Source organism: Nitrospirota bacterium (genome assembly GCA_035516965.1).
GTDB lineage: Bacteria > Nitrospirota > UBA9217 > UBA9217 > UBA9217 > MHEA01.
Window position 1 is genome coordinate 18823 of the sequence record DATIZR010000012.1, and the last position, 18872, is coordinate 37694.

Below are 18872 nucleotides of genomic sequence, written 5' to 3' on the forward strand. Positions count from 1 at the left end.
CCTTGAGAAGAAAGGAGTCATAATAATATGAAACCGAAAACCGCAATAGGTAAAGGAGTCGTCATTGCTCTTCTCGCGCTCATCTGCACGGGCGGGCAGGTTCGCGCCGAGGACAAGGCGCATGTGGATGTTTACGGTTTTATCCAACTTGACGCCATCTATGACTTCAACCGCGTCAATCCCGACTGGAACGCCGCGCTGCGGCCTACCCAGATCCCCATCGACCCGGTTGGCAAGGACGGAGAAACCATCTTCAGCGTCAAGCAGTCGCGGTTCGGCGTCAATGGCTTCATCCCCACCGAACTGGGCGAGCTCAAGACGAAGTTCGAGTTCGATATGTTCGGCGTTGGTGTCGACGCAGGCCAGACCACGATCCGGCTGCGCCATGCCTACGGAGAGATCGGCCAATTCCTTGCGGGCCAGACCAACAGCCTGTTCATGGACATCGACATATACCCCAACACCATCGAATACTGGGGCCCGGCGGGCATGATCTTCTACCGCAATGTCCAGGCACGGTGGACGTTCCTGAAGCAGGGCGGCATGAAAGCGGCTGTCGCGATTGAACGGCCGGGTTCGGCCATCGACGCGGGGCAGATCAACGTCCTGGATCCCTCTTTTGCGGCCAATATTCACAGCTGGAACAAATACCCGGACCTCACCGGGCAGTACCGTATGGACGGGTCCTGGGGCCACTTCCAGGCGGCCGGCATCCTGCGCTGGCTCGGCTACGATACGCCCGATGGGAGCGTGTCGGGCCATAAGACCGGATGGGGAGCCAACCTGAGCGGAGCCGTGCATACCGTGGGGAAAGACAGCGTCCTGGCGCAGGTCGCCTACGGAGAGGGCATCGCGAACTACTTCAATGACGGCGGCAACGACCTGGCCCCCCTCAGCAGCATCGGCGGCGCCGAGGCGCTCCCCATACTCGGACTGGTCCTCTACTACGACCGGTACTGGAGCGACAAATGGAGCAGTTCGATCGGCTACAGCGAGACGTCTCAGCACAATTCCGGAGGACAAGCGGCGACAGCGTTCACCAAAGGCCAGTACGCCTCGGTGAACCTGCTGCACTACCCGGCGAAGAACGTGATGGTAGGCGGCGAGTTCCTCTGGGGCAAACTCGAGGAGAAAGACGGCAAGAGCGGGCATGATAACCGTATCCAGTTCTCGTCGAAGTTTAACTTCTGACATGCTCGCGTCGCCGGCTCGTCTGTGAGCGACCTGTCCGGCGGCTCTATAAGGTGTGTCGCCGATGCATTCAACTCTCGGGAGCCGGGGATTACGGCCGCGGGATTGATCAAGACCTGTATGGCAGGCAGCTTACAGCAATAATGTTGAGAAGTTTATTTTCCTCCGGGAGGTGTTCCATGAGCTGCAAGACGCAGCGACTGACAAGCAGTACGTCCTTCATGCAGATATTCGCACGGCCCGTTCTTGGTTTCATGCTGCTCGTCCTGGCCGGGACGTCGATCCACGGATGCAAAAAAGAAGCAACGGTCAGCGGTCCGCCGGACGTGGAAGTCGTTGATGTTGTCAAACAGGACGTGCAGGTGCAAAAGGAGTGGGTGGGCAGCATGGACGGATCGGTCAACGCTGTGATCCGAGCGCAGGTCCAGGGCTACCTGACCAAGCAGGTCTATACCGAGGGGCAGCTTGTCAAAAAAGGACAGACGCTGTTCCAGATTGATCCCCGGACCTTCCAGGCCGCAGTGAACCAGGCCAAGGCTGATGTTGCGCAGAAGAAGGCGCGGTGGGACCAGACCCAGGCGAACCTGGCGCGCATCAAGCCGCTGGCCGAGCAGAATGCGGTGAGCAAGAAGGATCTTGATGACGCGATCGGGAACGAAGCGTCGGCGCATTCCGCTTATGATGCGGCGAAGTCCGCCCTGGACAAGGCGCAGCTCGACCTTGGATTCACGCGGATCACCTCGCCCATCGATGGCGTCGCGGGTGTCGCCAAGGCCCAGATCGGGAACCTCGTGGGGCCGGGAACGGTCGAAGAGCTGACCACGGTCTCGACCGTCGATCCGATCAAGGTCTGGGTCCCGATCAGCGAGCAGGAGTTCCTCCATGCCCAGGCGAGCAGGCCGGCGCCTGGCCAGCCCAAGCGGAAGATCGAGCTGATCCTTGCGGACGGCAGCGTCTATCCGAAGACGGGCGAGTTCGCTTTTGCGGACCGGCAGGTGGACGCTTCGACCGGAACGCTCAAAGTCGCGGTCCTTTTCCCGAATCCCGGGAACGTGCTCCGACCGGGGCAGTATGCCAGGGTCCGCGCGGTCATGGAGACCGTCCCGGGGGCGCTCGTGGTGCCGCAGCGCGCCGTGAACGAGCTTCAGGGTAATTTCCAGGTGGCGGTCGTCGGTTCTGACAACAAGGTTTCGCTCAGGACCGTGAAGCCGGGCGTCAAGACGGGTTCCCTCGTGGTGATCTCCGACGGTCTGCAGCCCGGGGAGCGCATCGTGGTCGAGGGCCTGCAGAAGGTAAAGGACGGCATGACCGTCAATCCCAAGCTGGTGTCCCTGGCAACGCCGACAGTGCAGCAGACTGCTCCTTCGTCGCAGCCCACCCCGTCCGATATGCCCGTCGCGGGCCACGAGCAGAGGTAACGTCATGGTCAATTTTTTCATCAACCGGCCCATCGTGGCCATCGTGATCTCGATCATCATCGTCATCGTCGGCATCGTCTCGATCCTCGGCCTCCCCATTGCCCAGTACCCGAACATCGTGCCGCCCGAAATGGTGATCGACACCACCTATGTGGGCGCCGACGCCCAGACCGTGGAGCAGTCCGTTGCCACGCCCATCGAGCAGGAGATGAGCGGGGTGGACAACATGAACTACATGTACTCGCTCAACGCGAACAACGGGCAGATGAAGATGTACGTCAACTTCGACGTGAAGACGGACCCGAACATCGACCAGGTGCTGGCCCAGATGCGCCAGAGCCAGGCCGCGGCCAAGCTTCCGTCCGATGTCCGCAACTACGGCGTCACGGTCAAGAAGTCCACGTCGTCGCCGCTCATGGTCGTCTCGCTCGTTTCGCCTAAAGGGACCTACGACGACGTGTTCCTGGCCAACTACGCCAACATCAACATCAATGATCAGCTCACGCGCGTGCCCGGCATCGCCAGCGTCACCGTATTCGGCGCCGGCCAGTACGCCATGCGCGTCTGGGTGCGGCCCGACCGGCTTGCGACCCTGAACATCACTATCCCTGAGATCACCGCGGCCATCCAGAAGCAGAACACCGTGAACCCGGCCGGCAAGGTGGGCGCCGAGCCCGCGCCGCCGGGCATGGAGTTCACCTACGCGGTCCGAGCCCAGGGACGGCTCGTGACGCCCGAGGAGTTCGGCCAGGTGGTCTTGAGGGCCAATCCTGACGGATCGCTTGTGCGGCTCAAGGACGTGGGCCGCATCGAGCTCGGCGCCCAGACCTACGAGATGAAGGGCAGACTGAACGGGAAACCTGCCGCTGTGCTCGGCCTGTACCAGCTTCCCGGCACGAACGCCATCAATGCCGTGGACGGCGTCAAAAAACTGATGGCCGAGGTCAGCAAAAACTTTCCGCAGGACCTGGAGTACGTGATCTCCCTGGACACGACCGAGGCGGTTCGCGAAGGCATCAACGAGATCATGCACACGCTCGTCGAGGCCCTCATCCTCGTGATCATCGTGGTCTTCATCTTCCTCCAGGGCTGGAGGGCCACGCTCATCCCGGCCCTGGCCGTGCCGGTCTCGCTCATCGGGACCTTTGCCTTCTTCCCGGTCATCGGGTTCTCGATCAACACGATCGCCCTCATGGGTATGGTGCTCGCCATCGGACTGGTGGTGGACGACGCCATCGTGGTGGTGGAGGCGGTGGAACATCACATCGAGAAGGGTAAGACGCCGAAAGAAGCTGCCATCAAGGCCATGGAAGAGGTGGCCGGTCCCGTTGTTGCCATCGGACTCGTGCTGTCGGCGGTGTTCCTTCCGACCGTGTTTATCCCGGGCATCACGGGCAGGCTCTACCAGCAGTTCGCGGTAACCATCGCCATCTCGATGATGATCTCGGTCTTTGTGGCATTGTCGCTCAGCCCGGCGCTTTCGGCCCTGATCCTGAAGCCGAGAAAAGAGGCGCGCGGCCTGCTCGGGAAGTTCTACGCCTGGTTCAACGACATGTTCGGCAAGTCGACGAACGGGTATGTTCGCGCCTGCGGCATCCTGATCCGAAAATCAGCAATGAGCCTCATCTTCCTCGGCATCATCACGCTGCTGGTCGCCGTACTGGGCAAGGGGCTGCCGGGAGGGTTCCTGCCCGAGGAGGACCAGGGCTATTTCTACGCAGGCATCCAACTGCCGAACGCCTCGTCGCTCCAGCGGACCGACGCGGCGGTCAAGGACATGGAAAAGATCATCATGGAGACGCCGGGCGTGGCGTACTGCACCAGCATCATGGGATACAGCATGCTGAGCGGCGTGGTGAACACCTACAGCGGGTTCTTCTTTGTCACCCTGAAGCCTTGGGGCGAACGAAAGGCCTCTGAGGAAAAGTATGTCAACCTCCTAGCAGGCCTGAACGCCAGGCTTGCCAAACTTCCGCAGGGCGTGGCCTTCGCCTTCTCGCCCCCGGCGATCCCGGGCATCGGCACCGCGGGAGGTGTGACCTTCCTGCTCGAGGACCGGGCGGGCAGGGACATCGCCTTCCTTGCCCGGAACACCCAGAAGTTCATGGCTGAGGCGGTCAAACGGCCCGAGATCGCACGCGCCTCGACGACCTTCCTGCCCACGGTGCCGCAGCTCTTCATCAACGTGGACCGCGACAAGGTGTTGAAGCAGGGCGTTGATCTGCAGAACGTTTACGGCACGCTCCAGGCCTTCATGGGCGGCGCCTTTGTGAACTACTTCAACCGCTTCGGCAGGCAGTGGCAGGTTTACGTACAGGCCGAGGGCGACGCGCGCGTGAGGGCCGAGCAGCTCGGCCAGTTCTATGTACGCAACAGCAAGGGCCAGCCGGTTCCGCTGTCGGCGCTTACGAGCATCGAAGAGCGGTCGGGGCCCGAGTTCACCATGCGGTACAACCTGTACCGATCCGCGCAGATCAACGTCACGCCCAAGCCGGGCTACAGCTCGCTCCAGGCCATGAAGGCGCTCGAGGAGGTTTTTAAGGCGACGATGCCGCAGGAGATGGGCTACGACTACCTCGGCATGTCCTACCAGGAGAAGAAGGCCCAGGAAGGCGTACCGGCGTCGGTTGTCTTCGCGCTATCGCTGCTCTTCGTCTTCCTGATCCTGGCGGCGCAGTACGAAAGCTGGTCGCTGCCCTTTAGTGTGCTCATGGGCACGCCGATCGCGGTGTTCGGCGCCTTTGCCGCCGTCTTCGTCGGCCGGATGGAGCTGAACATCTACGCCCAGATCGGCCTCGTCATGTTGATTGGCCTGGCTGCGAAGAACGCCATCCTGATCGTGGAGTTCGCGAAGATCGAGTACGACAAGGGGAAGAGCGCCGAGGACGCGGCCCTGGAAGGAGCCAAGCTCCGGCTGCGGCCGATCCTGATGACCTCCTTCGCCTTTATCCTGGGATGCGTGCCCCTCGCCCTTGCGTCGGGCGCCGGCGCGCTGTCACGGAACGTCATGGGCCTGGCCGTGATCGGCGGCATGCTTGCCGCCACGGGTATCGGCGTGTTCCTCATCCCCGTGACCTTCACGGTGATCGAAAAACTGTCCCATCGCGGCGAGAAACACGGCGGCACAGCGGGAAAGGATGGACATTGATGAAAAGGCGGCTGATCATTTTTTCATTGACGCTGCTCCTGCTTACGGGATGCGCCATCGGTCCCGACTACCGGAGACCGGAGATCGAGCCGCCGCCAGCATGGCAGGTTGGCATACAGCAGGCGCAGGAAACGGCGAACACGGCATGGTGGGAGCAGTTCAACGACCCCGTGCTGAACGAACTGATCGGGACATCGCTCAGAGAGAACTACGACCTCCGTGTCGCCACGGCCCGGGTCGTGGAGTTCTACGGACTGTACGGCGCGACGCGCGCGGACCTGTTCCCGCAGGTCGGCTACGACGGGAGCGCCGGCAGAACGCATTCTACCTCGAAGGGTCCTATCCCGATCGTGGGGGGACGGAACTACAGTCTTTACCAGGCCGAGTTCAACGCGAGCTGGGAGATCGACCTCTGGGGTAAGGTCAGGCGAGCGACCGAGGCTGCGAAGGCGGACCTCCTCTCCGCCGAGGATGCCCGGAGCGGCGTGATCCTGTCGCTTGTTACGTCAATGGCGACGGCGTACATCGACCTGCGGTCGCTCGACCAGCAGCTCGAGATCGCCCGGAAGACCGCCAAGAGCCGCGAGGAATCAGTAAGGCTCTTTGAGCTCCGGTTCAAAGGCGGCAACATCTCGGAGATGGAGCTGAGCCAGGTCCGTTCGGAATACTATGTTGCCCTGGCTGCGATCCCGGACCTGGAAAAGCGTGTCAGGCAGCAGGAGAGCTTCATCAGCATCCTGCTCGGCAGGAACCCCGGACCCATCCTTCGGGGCAGGGCGCTCGACGATATCGCATTGCCGGTCATTCCGGCCGGCATGCCGTCCGACCTGCTGATGCGCCGTCCCGATGTCCGCCAGGCCGAGCAGAACCTCATCGCTGCGAACGCGCGCATCGGCGTGGCAAAGGCGCAGTACTTCCCGTCAATCTCGCTCACGGGCTTCTTCGGGTCGGTCAGCACACAGCTCAAGGACCTCTTCACCGGTCCGGCTGGGGCCTGGAGCTATGCGGGCGCCCTTGCGGGCCCGATCTTCACGGCCGGAAAGATCAAAGGGACCGTAAAGGCCGCCGAGGCCGTCCAGCAGGAAGCATTGTTCGGATATGAGTCCGCGATCCAGAACGGGTTCCGCGAGTTCGAGGACGCGCTCATCGACCAGGACCGGACGCGTGTGCAACTCGACGCGCAAGCGAAGCAGGTCGAAGCGCTTGCGACCTATGCCCGGCTGGCGCGTCTTCGCTACGAGAACGGCTACACGAGCTACATCGAAGTGCTGGACGCCGAACGAAGCCTCTTTAACGCTCAGCTCTCGTATGCCCAGACGCAGGACTCGCTCCTGCGCGCACTCATCAACCTCTACAAGGCCATGGGCGGCGGGTGGGTCGTGGAAGCCGACAAACAGTCGCAGCCGCCTGCAGCGGCATCGCAGCCGGTCGGCGGGAAGAAATAACAGATGCGTACGCCGAGAGTTCCGGCAAAAGACAGTCGTCGCCGAAATTGAAGACATTCCTCGCGCGGGGAAACGTTCCGGGAGGTTATCGATGAAGCGCATGATCCTGATAGTATCATGGATGGCGGTTATCACCTTAATCGGAGCGATCGGCATTGCCCAGACAGTCTTTACCGACGTCTGGAAGGACAAAGACTATCGCGGCCCCGTAAAGAAGGTCGCCGTCTTCTGGATCCTTCAGGTCCCCGAGAACCGGGTCCTCGCGGAGAGCGAGTTCGTGCGCCAGTTGAAGGCCCGGGGGGTCTCCGCGATGCCGGTCTACGTCGTTATTCCTCCCGACAAGTTTGTGGAAAGAGACGCTGCGCTGGCGAAGATCAGGGACCTGGGAGCTGATGTCGTTCTCACCCTGCGACTGACCGACAGGCTGACGGTGCAGTCGCAGATCCCCCAGGCCGGCCCAAAGGATCCCACGCGGCTATCCGGTTATTACCGGAACGTATACGATGCGCCCACCATCGGCACGTCGGAGCCTGCGTATGTGGAGACGAACCTGTTTGACGTGAAGACCGACAAGCGCATCTGGACGGCCCGCTCCGTCACGAAGGTCGACGTGGTAGATCAAAAGGCACTGTCGGACTTCATCGGCATCATGATCGACCGCCTAGTATCGGACGGGATGATACCCTGAGGGGGATCCCCCGGCTCCCGCCGGAGGGGGGCTCCCCTGATGATAAATTCAACAAGAGGAGGAAATGTTCATGAGACGGATGTTGAGAACCAATGTTCCATGCGCGAACCCACGAAAGGAGGAAATGATTATGAGACAAATTCTGAGAATCACCGCTGTCTGCTTGATGGCCGCGATCGTGTGCGTCGCGGTTCTGGCCACGGACGCCAATGCACAGGCATACACCACGAGCCGCCCGGGAGGCCGCGCCGGGACCTGGGATTTTTTCCTTCCGCTCGCCTTTAACCCCTCATGGAGTTCAGACGGCCAGTCAGGAACCAGTATCAGCACGGACGCCACCTGGGGCTTTGGATTCGGCTTCGGCTACAATATCACCGATCATTTCCAGGCGAATGGTCTCTTCTCCTGGAGCGCACGGAACTATCAGGCGCAGATCGTGCAAACCGATGGTCAGACCAGGCAGTACGGGAACACGATGTATACCTCAACATTCGCGATTGGCGGGATCTTTTACATCTTGCCGGGGAACATCAGTCCCTTCGTGTCGGCGGGGGCGGGCATGACGTTCATTGATACAAACATTCCTAACGGCGTAGGGCAGACCGCATGCTGGTGGGACCCGTGGTACGGATATGTGTGCAACAACTATTCTCCGACCAAGACCCAGAATGACGTAAGCTACAGTGTCGGCCTTGGCGTCAGGTTCGACCTCAGTCCCCAGTTCAGCCTGCAGCCCAGCTACAACAGGATGTGGGTAGATATCAACAATGCCTCGGGCACGCCCAATTTTGACGTCTGGAGGCTGGATTTCATTTTCCGGGCATTTTGAGGAAGCGACGGGGCGACACTGATGAGAATAGTAATGCAGCGTTGCCCCGGCTCGAAGCGAATACTGTCGTAACCGGCTGTTGTTCAGCTTGAGGAGGAAAGGCGTATGTTCAAAACACCCGGCATCGGAAAACGGTGTTCTGTGATCCCGGCAGCAGTGCTTGCAACCTTGGCCCTTGCTCTGACGGTGCAGGCCCAGGTCGCGGGTCCCTGTGCCGAGACGATCTCCAAGTTCTGCGGGAATGTGACGCCGGGAGAGGGCCGCCTATTGAAATGCCTCAACGAACACCGGGGCGACCAGAGCATCGCCTGCCAAGACTGGCTCGATGCCCAGCAGAAGAGCCTGCAGGAGATGAACGTGGCCTGTTCAGAAGAGATCGCCCGATTGTGCAGTTTCGATCCTCCCGACGGCATCCGTATCTTTCGATGCCTCCAGGACAACTACGTTGCCCTGAGGCTCGACTGCCGCGCAAAGCTGCGGGAGATCAAGGAGCGGGCCCGGTGAGCGGCCGCCGCAGTCGTGTGAGCGAAGGGCCTTCGGCCTCTGCCGGAGGGGTCCACTCTAAGGAGGTAATTGCGTGTCACAAAGAATGAAGAGGTACACCGGCCTGCTGATCGTTTCCCTGTCGCTGCTTGCCTCCTGTGCCGGAACGAAGCTGGTCGCTGAATGGAAGGACGAGGCGCACCAAGGGTATCCGAAGAAGATCTTCGTTGTGGGGCTGTCGAAGGAGTACGGGCCCCGGACCCTGGTCGAAGACGAGTTCGTACGTCAGCTCAAGACGCGCGGGAGCGACGCCATTGCGAGCTATGCCGTGCTCCCCGGCAAAGAAAAACCGGAAAAGGAAGCTGTCCTGGCCAAGGTGCAGGAACTGGGCGCCGATCAGATCATCGTGGTGAAGTTCTTAAAGAAAGAAGCGGGAGACACGCACACGCCGCTGCGCCGCTATGCCGTACCGCAAGGTTTTGACACGAGCTGGGACAGCTATTACGGAGGTGTTTCGGGCGATGTCGGCATACGGGACATTTCCTATGATTATAACGTCCTCACCATGGAAACGACGCTGTACGATGCCGTGACGCGCCAGCCCATCTGGTCTGCGCTGTCTCAATCGACCTATCAGCAAGGCGCGGTCAAACAGATCAAGCCGTTCACCAGCGCCATCGTCGGGAGACTTGCTCATGAGAAACTGGTCCCGTAACGTCAAGATGTGCCTGTCGGGCGGTTGTCTGGCGCTGTATTTTCTCGCGGTGACGGGCTGCGCGGCAACGCAGGTGAAAGAGGTATGGAAGGACGAGACCTTTCAGCGTGGACGCATGGACAACGTCCTTGTCATCGGCGTCCTGAAGAACGACACGGCCAGGAGGACCTTTGAAAGCGAGTTCGTAAAATACTTCACGAGCCGCGGGATCGCCGCGAGGGAGAGCTTCCGTATCCTTCCGACAGGTAGCCTGGAGGGAGACGAGGCGCGTGATGCCCTGGTGCAGAAGATAAAAGAACTCGGAATAAATGCCGTACTTTTGACCAGGGTAGTCGGGAGCCGTACGGCAAAGGAAACCATCCCCGGGATGACCATCACGACCGGGTACGGACTTCCCTACGGCTCGTACGGCGCCTGGGGCGCCTATGCCGGCGTCGGGTACTCTTTCCCGGGGCCGTCGCAACCGACCACGCAGGGATATTCGCATGAGGACACGTTCCTGGTGCTCGAGACCCGGCTGTTCGATGTCAAGAACGAAAAGCTCATTTGGGCTGCGCAGTCTGAGACGCGCCTTTCGGGCGCTCCACAGGAGGAGATAAAGCCTTACATCAGGATCATCGCGAACAGGCTTTTCCGCGATAAACTGTTCCCCTAGACCCGGCCATTATCGGTGCGTGGGGAGACAGCCCGAAGAAAGGACCCTTTTATGAAAACAGTATTGTTTTCCCTGTGCCGTGCGCATCGCCAAACCTCCGTGCCTTCCCTTTGTTTCGGGCTCCTTGCTGCATGCGCGGCAGGAATAATGCTGCTTGCCGCAGCTCCGGCCCGGGCAGATGAGTTCCCGGACCGGTTCGGGCTGCGGCTGGGCGGGTATGCCATCCAAAACGCCAGCACGATCGTGCGTCTTGACTCCATCAACGCTCCCATCGGCACCTATGTAGATTTCCAGAATACACTGGGCGGCGATACCTCGTCGACGGTCTTCAGGCTGGACGGGTTCTTCCGCTTCAACGAGAATCATGCCCTCCTCTTTTCCGGCTATGACGTGAAATTCACCGGTTCGAGGGTGCTGGACAGGGACATCATCTGGGACGGCCAGACCTACCCGATCTCCGCGTCGGTCGACAGCAAACTCGAGTTCAATATATACAAGCTGAGCTATCAGTATTCCGCATACCATAACGATGCCGTCGAGCTTGGAGCGTCTTTCGGTTTGTTCGTCATGCGCTCATCCGTCAGCATCAGCGCAGGCAGGCTCGGTCTGGCCGATAGTCAGTCGGTAACGGCGCCCCTGCCCGTGTTCGGTCTGTTCGCGGACTACAAGTTTACGCCCCGTTTATCCGCGTATTACAACTACCAGTTCTTTTTCATCAATTACGAGGACAAGATCAGAGGGGGACTCCAGGATTTCCTCTTCGGGCTTGAGTACCGTCTCCTCCGTCATGTGTCCCTGGGCGCCGCCTACAACAGGTTCAATGTGAACATGAAGGCGAACCGGGACGACAGCTCGACGCTGTATCTTAATACCAGCTGGAACGGCGGGATGCTGTATGCTGCCGTCTATTTCTAGCGAGCAGGAAGCAGGAAATTATCAATCCCGGTCAAGAACGTCCAGGGTAAGCCTGCAGAAAGAGGTCAAATCGATGAAACGTTTCGGGTGAAATGCAATCTAAAGAGCAGACTGATAAGGGTAGCAGAAAAGATGTTTTGATGGAAACAGAATTCCTCATCGAGGAAAAACTTAATATAAGGAGGATATTGCTATGAAGAAGAAGTTGCTAATCGTTTTGGCGCTTGGCATGGTGCTGGTGTTCGGAACACAGGTTTTGGCTGCGGAGAAACTGGTGGAATCCGTGGCCAAAGGTTGCAGCAAGGAGCTTGAAGCCTATTGCAAAGACGTGACGCCCGGCGAGGGACGGATACTAGCCTGTCTGTACGCCCGCGAAGACAAGTTGTCCGGGCAGTGCGAATACGCCCTGTACGATGCCGCTGTGCAGCTCGAACGGGCTCTGACGGCCTTGACCTATGTGGCAAACGAGTGCCGCGACGACCTCGCGAAGTTCTGTTCCGACATCCAGCCCGGCCAGGGACGCCTGCTGGCCTGCATGGATAAGAATGAGAAGCAACTGGGCAGCCGGTGCAAGCAGGCGATGAAGGACGTGGGGCTCAAGAAATAGCCGGTACCGCCGTCTCAAAGGACGATTCTCCGGATGCTTTCACAGAACCGGAGGATCGTTTCTCAATTTTTCTTGAGGAGAACATCACGAAAAGGAGGGGAAGCACATGGCAAGATATCTGCGTTTTTGTATGGCTGCTCTCGCAGCGGGACTCGTCGTGAGCGGCTGCGTCAGCACCGGCACGTACGAAAAGATGGAAACGGGGAAGAACCAGGAGATCGCCGCCCTTCAGAAGGAAAAGGGCACACTGGAACAGCAGAAGGGCGACCTCGAGAAGCAGAAGACCGCACTGGAGAAGGACAACACAGGGTTGAGTCAGCAGATCTCCGCGCTGGAGCAGCAGAAAACTGCGGCCCAACAGCAGGTCGCGTCTCTGGAACAGCAGAAGTCCTCGCTGATGGCGTCAAGCCAGCAGACGCAGAAACAGTATGAGGCGCTGGTGCAGGGCCTCTCCAAGGAAGTGGAGAAGGGCCAGCTCCAGGTAAGGCAGTATAAGAACATGCTCTCGGTCGACCTGGCCGAGAAGATCTTCTTCGATTCCGGCCGCGCGACGCTCAAGAAGGGCGGCAAGGAGGTCCTGAAGAAGGTTGGTGATGCCTTGAAAGGCTACGAGAACAAGATCATCCGCGTCGTAGGCCATACGGACAACGTGCCGGTGGCCAAGTCCCTTCAGAGCACGTACCCATCGAACTGGGATCTGTCGGTCGCCCGGGCGACCAACGTGGTCCGCTATCTGCAGGAGGTCGGCGTGCCTCCCGAGCTCATGGTGCCCTCAGGACGTGCTGAATACGATCCCGTGGCTCCCAACGATACCCCGGAAGGACGCCAGAAGAACCGCCGTATCGAGATCATGCTGATCGATAAAAGTCTGGTGAGCGAGATGACCAGGACGGCCGGCTGACGTTCGTGATCGTTGGTCCGGCTCGCGGGTCCTGACCATCCCCTGAGGGTCGCACCGGCGGTCATCAGTCACCCATGAAGGATGCGCAGCAAATGAGATATTTCCGCGTTCGGGTGCCGGCGATGGCCGGCACAGTGCTGCTTTTGGCCGGGTGATGTACTGTACGTCATTCGTTCCAGACGAGGGTGATAAGGAGAGCGATACCATGAAAAGCATAACGCGCTGTCATCGGCAGGAGCACCGGCACTCGGCGATCGTACGCCTTTTTCTGGTCGCGGTTCTCTGCGCGGGGATAGGCTGGGCCGGACATGCCTGGGGCGTCGACGAGGGGTGGCCGCGGCAGAAACAGCAGGACGGCAATACGCTCGTCTACTATCAGCCGCAGCTGGACAGCTGGAAGGACCAGAAGGTGCTGAAAGCCCGCATTGCCGTCGAGGTCACGCTCCAGGGACAGAAGCAGCCGATAGCCGGCGCTGTCTGGATCAAGGCGGATACCGCGACCGATCTCGAGAGCCGCATGGTCACGCTCGACGACATCGAGGTGGAAAAGGCGACCTTTTCCGTGCTTGACCCCGCCCTCTCGAGCGCGGCTGAAAAGGCCGTGAAGGCAATGATCCCCCATAAATCAGTGCCGATCTCGCTCGACCGCATCCTGGTGGGACTGAAGCAGACGGAAGAGGCTTCGGGGAAGAGCATCCCGCTCAAGAACGACCCGCCGCGGATCATCGTGGCTTTCGAGCGCGCGCGACTCCTGATCTTCGACGGCCAGCCCGTGTTCGCCAAGATAGAGGGCACGAACCTGAAGTACGCCATCAACACGAACTGGACCGTGCTCACCGAAGAGGCCACCTCCAACTACTACATGCTCGACGGCCAGACGTGGCTGTTCACGAACAAGCTGGGCGACCCCTGGACCGTGGCCAAGTCCCTGCCCGGTGATTTTTCCAAACTTCCCGCGGACGACAGCTTCAAGGACGCCCGCGAGAATGTGCCGCCGAAGCAGCCCCAGTACAGTAAGGCACCGACCGTCTTCATGACAACGGAGCCGGCGGAACTGATCGTGATCGACGGAAAGCCGAAGTACGAGGCCGCCGGGCCGAAAGACCTGGATTATGTTGCGAACACCGAGGCGGACCTCTTCTACTACCGTAAGGACAAGAACTGGTACTTCCTCGTGGCCGGACGTTGGTACCGGACGTCGAAGTCGCTCGACGGGCCGTGGGGATTTGCAACGGCCGACCTGCCGAAGGTCTTCGCTTCGATCCCGGCGGGGGGGCCAAAAGGACGCGTGCTCTACTCGGTACCAGGCACCCCCCAGGCGCAGGAATCGGTGCGCGCTGCAGGGATCCCGCAGACAGCCACGATCAAGCCCGGAGATGTCAAGCTGACCGTCTCCTATGCAGGGGAGCCCCAGTTCGAACCCATCCCGGGCACGACCCCGCCGCTCCTGTATGCCATAAACGCTTCGGTCGCAGTGATCAAGGTGAGCGACACGGCGTACTATGCCTGCGACCGCGGAATCTGGTTCGCCGCATCCCAGCCGGCCGGGCCGTGGGTTGTCGCGTCCACGGTCCCGCAAGCGATCTATACCATCCCTCCCAGTTCGCCGCTCTATCCTGTTACCTACGTGGTCCAGTACCAGCAGTCGCCCGAAGTTGTGGTTTCGAGCTACTCGTCGGGGTACACGGGCTGTTACGTGAGTTTCGGCGTCGTTTTCTGGGGCACGGGTTATTACTACCCGCCGTACTGGCATTACCCCCCCTACGGCTACCCCATTTACTATCCCCGTCCCTACACCTACGGGGCTCATGCCTGGTACAACCCCGCAACGAGCACCTATTACCGGGGCGGCGGGTACTATGGTCCCTACGGCGGCTACGGGGCAGGCGCATCCTACAATGCGGCGACGGGAACGTATAAGCGCGGCTACGGCGCGTATGGCCCTGCAGGCGGGTACAAGGTCGGCCAGGCGTACAACCCGAGCACCGGCGCCTGGGCTACGGGCGCCGCTGCCTACGGCCCGAACGGGTCGATCCGTGCTGCTCAGGGCTACAACCCATCAACGGGAACGCGGTTTGCCGGCGCCCAAGGGTCGAGCGTGTACGGGAGCTGGGGAGCAGGTGTCGTTTCGAATGGAGACCAGTGGGCCAAAGGCGCGTACAGGACCACGGACCAGGGCACGGTGGGCGGCATCAAAACGTCCGAAGGCGGCAGCGTGATCAAGGGGCAGAACAACACCTATGTGGGCAAGGACGGCAATGTTTACCGCAAGAGCGATTCGGGATGGCAGAAGTATGAGAACGGAAGCTGGACTTCACCCGACAGGTCGCGGGGAAACACCGCCACTCAGCTCCCGGCACAGGGGGGATCACCCAAGCAGGGAGCCGTGGGTGACCGGACGGGCCAGGTCAGCACCAGGGACGTGACCAATGATCTGAACCGCGAGAGCGCGAACCGCGCTGCCGGAAACCAGCGGACCGGCCAGTGGAACAATCAGTACAATCAGCGCACCAGTGCGCCGCAGCCCGCCCAGCGGAGCGCTCCGGCAGCCACGCCTCGCGGCGGCGGAGGCGGCATGCGCGGAGGCGGAGGACGGCGCTGAAAGAGAAACTGACGGATGCTCAACAAGGTAGCCTGAACGATGATCTGCTGAAGCCGAAGTCTGCAAGGAATAAAGGAGGGGCCTGAAGCATGAGAAAGCGCCTGCCGGACACTTTTTACAACCCGGTTTCCCTGATTGGTGCGGTCATCGCCGTGTTCAACGCGGCTTTTACCGTGTTTCTCGCAATCGCTGAGACTTTTTCGGAGCACCACAGGCCCTATGCCGACCTCGTCATTTTTCTGGTCCTGCCGGCGCTGGTTCTCCTTGGCATCGTGCTCATCATAATCGGCATCAGGAGGGAGCGGCGACGGCGGCAGCAAAGGATTCCCGGTGAACGTCCGCTCCTCGTCGTCGATTTCAACGAATCCCGTCACCGCAACGCGGTCGTTGCTCTCCTGGCGGTGTTCCTCGTGCTCTCGCTGCTGTATGCTTTCGCGGGGTACAAGGTCTATGAGTATACCGAATCGGACATCTTCTGCGCGAGGCTGTGCCACACCGTTCACAACACGGAGGATCGCTCACATGCCTTTGCGGTGCACGCCCGGATCGGCTGCTCCGCCTGCCATGTCGGGTCGGGCATTAAATATTTCCTCCTGTATAAAATGAAGGGGACGCGGCAGCTCTTCGACATTTTGACCGACCGCTATCCAAGGCCCATTCCAACTCCCGTTGCCGACCTCCGGCCCTCGCAGGATGTCTGCGAAAACTGCCACGGTCCAAAATACCGGATCAGCCAGCGGCTCGAGAGCAGGACCTATTTCCTCGCTGATAAGAAGAACACCCGGAAAACGATCAACCTGCTTTTGCGCATGGGCAAGGCGGAGCTGGCGACGACGGAGCGGCCGCCCAGAATGCACTGGCACTACAGCACCACGGAAGAGATCGTCTACGCTGCGACAGACACGAAGCGGATGGTGATACCCTGGATTCGGGTAAAGCGGCTCGACGGGAAGGAAAGGGTGTACCGCAGTATCGAAGCGAAGATGTCCGATGCCGAGGCGGCAAAGGCCGGTTCAAGGAGGATGGACTGCGTTGATTGTCATAACCGGCAAGGTCATCCCTTCAACCCGCCCAGCGTCGTCCTGAATGCGCTTCTTTCTACAAATCTCGTCGATCCCGGGCTGCCGGAGGCGAAAAGCGCTGCCGTCGCGGCTCTCGAGGCAGAGTACCCATCGAGAGAGGAGGCGCACAGCGGCATCGCCCGGTCGATCAGGGAATTCTATGCGAAGACCCATCCCGAGGTGGCGTCGGCGAAGCAGGCGGCGATAGAGCAGGCAATCGCGGAGCTCCAGCGCGCCTACGACCGGAACTATGACCCGCACATGAAACTCAGTTGGAAGACCTTTCCGAACAACCAGGGCCACCGGTTCTCGCCCGGATGCTTCCGTTGTCACGACGGAAAGCACCGGAGCGACGACGGGGCGGTCCTGTCCCGGGACTGCAGCCTCTGTCACCTCCTGATCGAGCGCGCAGGGGCAACCGGCGCAGGCAGGACGGACAGTGCCGTGTTCCACGTCATGAAATATCCCCATCCCGTGGACATCGGGGACTCGTGGAAGCAGATGCTGTGCCATGAATGCCATGGCGCAGGCCAGTGACGGGCCATTGAAAGCGGTCCTTACGTTGCTCCCCCGGTTGCTCGAAAGGCCGGCACGTAATGGCGAAAGGCCTTCACCCATGTTCGAGAAGATGACAGGTTTCATCAAGGAGTTCCTGAAGCTCGAATCGGCAGGCGGCCTGCTGCTGATGGCCGCGACAGCGTTCGCACTTATCGCCGCGAACTCGCCGGTCTCGGGTATCTATGAGGCATTTCTCGAAACCCCCCTTGAAGTGCACGTGGGCTCGATCGGGGTAGCGAAACCGGCGCTGCTCTGGATCAATGACGGCCTGATGGCTGTCTTTTTTTTCCTCATCGGTCTGGAACTGAAGCGCGAGTTCCTGGAGGGTGAGCTTGCGGGCTGGCGGCAGGTGGTCCTGCCGGCTGCCGGCGCGCTGGGCGGGATGGCCGTGCCAATAGTCGTCTTCGTCGCTCTCAACCACGGCGATGCCGTGTCTTTGCGCGGATGGGCTATCCCGGCCGCGACGGACATCGCCTTCGCGCTCGCCGTGATGGCCATGCTCGGGAGCCGCGTACCAATCTCCCTCAAGGTCTTCCTCACCTCCCTTGCCATATTCGATGACGTAGGAGCGATCCTGATCATTGCAGTCTTCTACACCGAGGAATTGACCATGGCGGCGCTCCTGTTCGCCGGCGTGATGATCATTGCCCTGTTCATCCTGAACCGACTCGGCGTGACGAACAAGACCCCCTATATCATCATCGGCCTGGCGCTCTGGATCGCGGTGCTCAAATCCGGCATTCATGCAACGATAGCCGGCGTGCTCCTTGCGTTCTTTATTCCGCTCCGGACCGGTCATGCGGACGAGCGATCGCCGCTCCGTGAGCTGGAGCAGGATCTGCATTCCACGGTATCCTACGGGATCCTGCCGCTCTTTGCGTTCGCGAACGCGGGGATATCGCTCGCAGGGGTCCGGCTGTCGTCGCTTCTCCATCCGCTGCCGCTCGGGATCGCTGCCGGTCTCTTCTTCGGCAAGCAGATCGGCGTATTCCTGTTCAGTCTCCTGGCCGTGAAGCTGGGATTGGCCCGCCCGCTGGAATCGGTCGGATGGACGGCTTTCTACGGCATGGCTGTCCTGTGCGGGATCGGGTTCACCATGAGTCTCTTCATCAGCTCGCTCGCCTTCGAGCCGGGAACCCTCGGCGAGAGCATAGACGAGCGTCTCGGCATTCTGGCCGGGTCGTTCCTTTCGGCGGTCATCGGGTATATCATCCTGGACCGGACCTTGCCGGAGCCATCGGGCTGAACGCTGAAAGGTTGTAAAATCGCATGTTTCACAGTATCGATACGATAAGGTCGGAATCAGGGAGGTGTTGCATGAAGATCAGGGGGATAGTCGGGAGCATGACAATTCTGTTTATGGCGTTGCTCGTTCCCGCAATTGCGGCGACGGGCGACAGCGGAAATCCGAGCTTCATTATCACCGAGGCCACGACGACGACGGAGAAGGTCGTGGATATCGATTATCATGGCCGGAAGGTGACGCTCAAGAACGATGAAGGGCTCGTCAGAACGGTTCAGGTAGGAAATGATGTGAGCAATCTTGGCCGGGTGAAAATAGGCGATAGAGTGACCGTCGAAACCCACCAGACCATCTCGGTCGAGGTCCAGCCCGGTCCAGGAGATACGATGAACATCGGCTCCGAATCGCAGACC

General features: G+C 60.3%; 16 protein-coding genes. All 16 read left to right on the plus strand.

The genetic code is table 11. From position 1 onward, the window contains the following. Positions 1-27 precede the first annotated feature (27 nt). Positions 28-1191 (plus strand): DcaP family trimeric outer membrane transporter, encoded by a 1164-nt coding sequence (locus tag VL197_00935; GenBank protein ID HUJ16535.1) that lies wholly within the window; start codon positions 28-30, stop codon positions 1189-1191. Between the two features lie 179 nt (positions 1192-1370). Beyond that, positions 1371-2609, plus strand: coding sequence for an efflux RND transporter periplasmic adaptor subunit (locus tag VL197_00940; GenBank protein HUJ16536.1), 1239 nt, complete (start codon positions 1371-1373; stop codon positions 2607-2609). Positions 2610-2613: 4 nt separating this feature from the next. Further along, entirely contained in the window at positions 2614-5757 is a 3144-nt protein-coding gene (locus VL197_00945) for a multidrug efflux RND transporter permease subunit (protein ID HUJ16537.1), read from the plus strand. Beyond that, positions 5757-7202: an efflux transporter outer membrane subunit gene (locus tag VL197_00950; GenBank protein HUJ16538.1), complete on the plus strand. Its 1446-nt coding sequence runs from the start codon at positions 5757-5759 to the stop codon at positions 7200-7202. The genes VL197_00945 and VL197_00950 overlap by 1 nt, the downstream gene beginning before the upstream one ends. 91 nt (positions 7203-7293) lie before the next feature. Beyond that, positions 7294-7890, plus strand: a complete 597-nt coding sequence (locus VL197_00955; GenBank protein ID HUJ16539.1) for a hypothetical protein — start codon at positions 7294-7296, stop codon at positions 7888-7890. Positions 7891-8020: 130 nt separating this feature from the next. Further along, positions 8021-8719 carry an outer membrane beta-barrel protein gene (locus tag VL197_00960; protein HUJ16540.1) on the plus strand — a complete coding sequence of 233 codons (699 nt, stop codon included), beginning with the start codon at positions 8021-8023 and terminating at the stop codon, positions 8717-8719. A gap of 105 nt (positions 8720-8824) precedes the next feature. After that, positions 8825-9223 (plus strand): cysteine rich repeat-containing protein, encoded by a 399-nt coding sequence (locus VL197_00965; GenBank protein HUJ16541.1) that lies wholly within the window; start codon positions 8825-8827, stop codon positions 9221-9223. Positions 9224-9296: 73 nt separating this feature from the next. Then, on the plus strand, positions 9297-9917 hold the full coding sequence (locus VL197_00970) for a hypothetical protein (GenBank protein ID HUJ16542.1): 621 nt from the start codon (positions 9297-9299) through the stop codon (positions 9915-9917). Continuing rightward, positions 9898-10572 (plus strand): hypothetical protein, encoded by a 675-nt coding sequence (locus VL197_00975; GenBank protein HUJ16543.1) that lies wholly within the window; start codon positions 9898-9900, stop codon positions 10570-10572. Before VL197_00970 ends, VL197_00975 begins: the two co-directional genes overlap by 20 nt. Positions 10573-10719: 147 nt before the next feature. Beyond that, complete coding sequence (locus VL197_00980) at positions 10720-11487, plus strand: hypothetical protein (GenBank protein ID HUJ16544.1); 768 nt, start codon at positions 10720-10722, stop codon at positions 11485-11487. A 193-nt stretch (positions 11488-11680) separates the two neighbouring features. Then, a complete protein-coding gene (locus VL197_00985) occupies positions 11681-12094 on the plus strand; it encodes a cysteine rich repeat-containing protein (GenBank protein HUJ16545.1) in 414 nt (137 codons plus the stop codon). A gap of 106 nt (positions 12095-12200) precedes the next feature. Beyond that, the gene (locus VL197_00990; protein ID HUJ16546.1) at positions 12201-12995 is read left to right on the plus strand and encodes an OmpA family protein; all 795 of its coding nucleotides are present in this window, start codon (positions 12201-12203) and stop codon (positions 12993-12995) included. 205 nt (positions 12996-13200) lie between these two features. After that, complete coding sequence (locus VL197_00995; protein ID HUJ16547.1) at positions 13201-15597, plus strand: hypothetical protein; 2397 nt, start codon at positions 13201-13203, stop codon at positions 15595-15597. A gap of 89 nt (positions 15598-15686) precedes the next feature. Then, positions 15687-17195: a NapC/NirT family cytochrome c gene (locus tag VL197_01000; GenBank protein ID HUJ16548.1), complete on the plus strand. Its 1509-nt coding sequence runs from the start codon at positions 15687-15689 to the stop codon at positions 17193-17195. A 79-nt stretch (positions 17196-17274) separates the two neighbouring features. After that, entirely contained in the window at positions 17275-18462 is a 1188-nt protein-coding gene (gene nhaA, locus VL197_01005; GenBank protein HUJ16549.1) for a Na+/H+ antiporter NhaA, read from the plus strand. 98 nt (positions 18463-18560) lie between these two features. Beyond that, positions 18561-18872: hypothetical protein (locus VL197_01010; GenBank protein ID HUJ16550.1), on the plus strand; the 312-nt coding region annotated here is incomplete at its 3' end.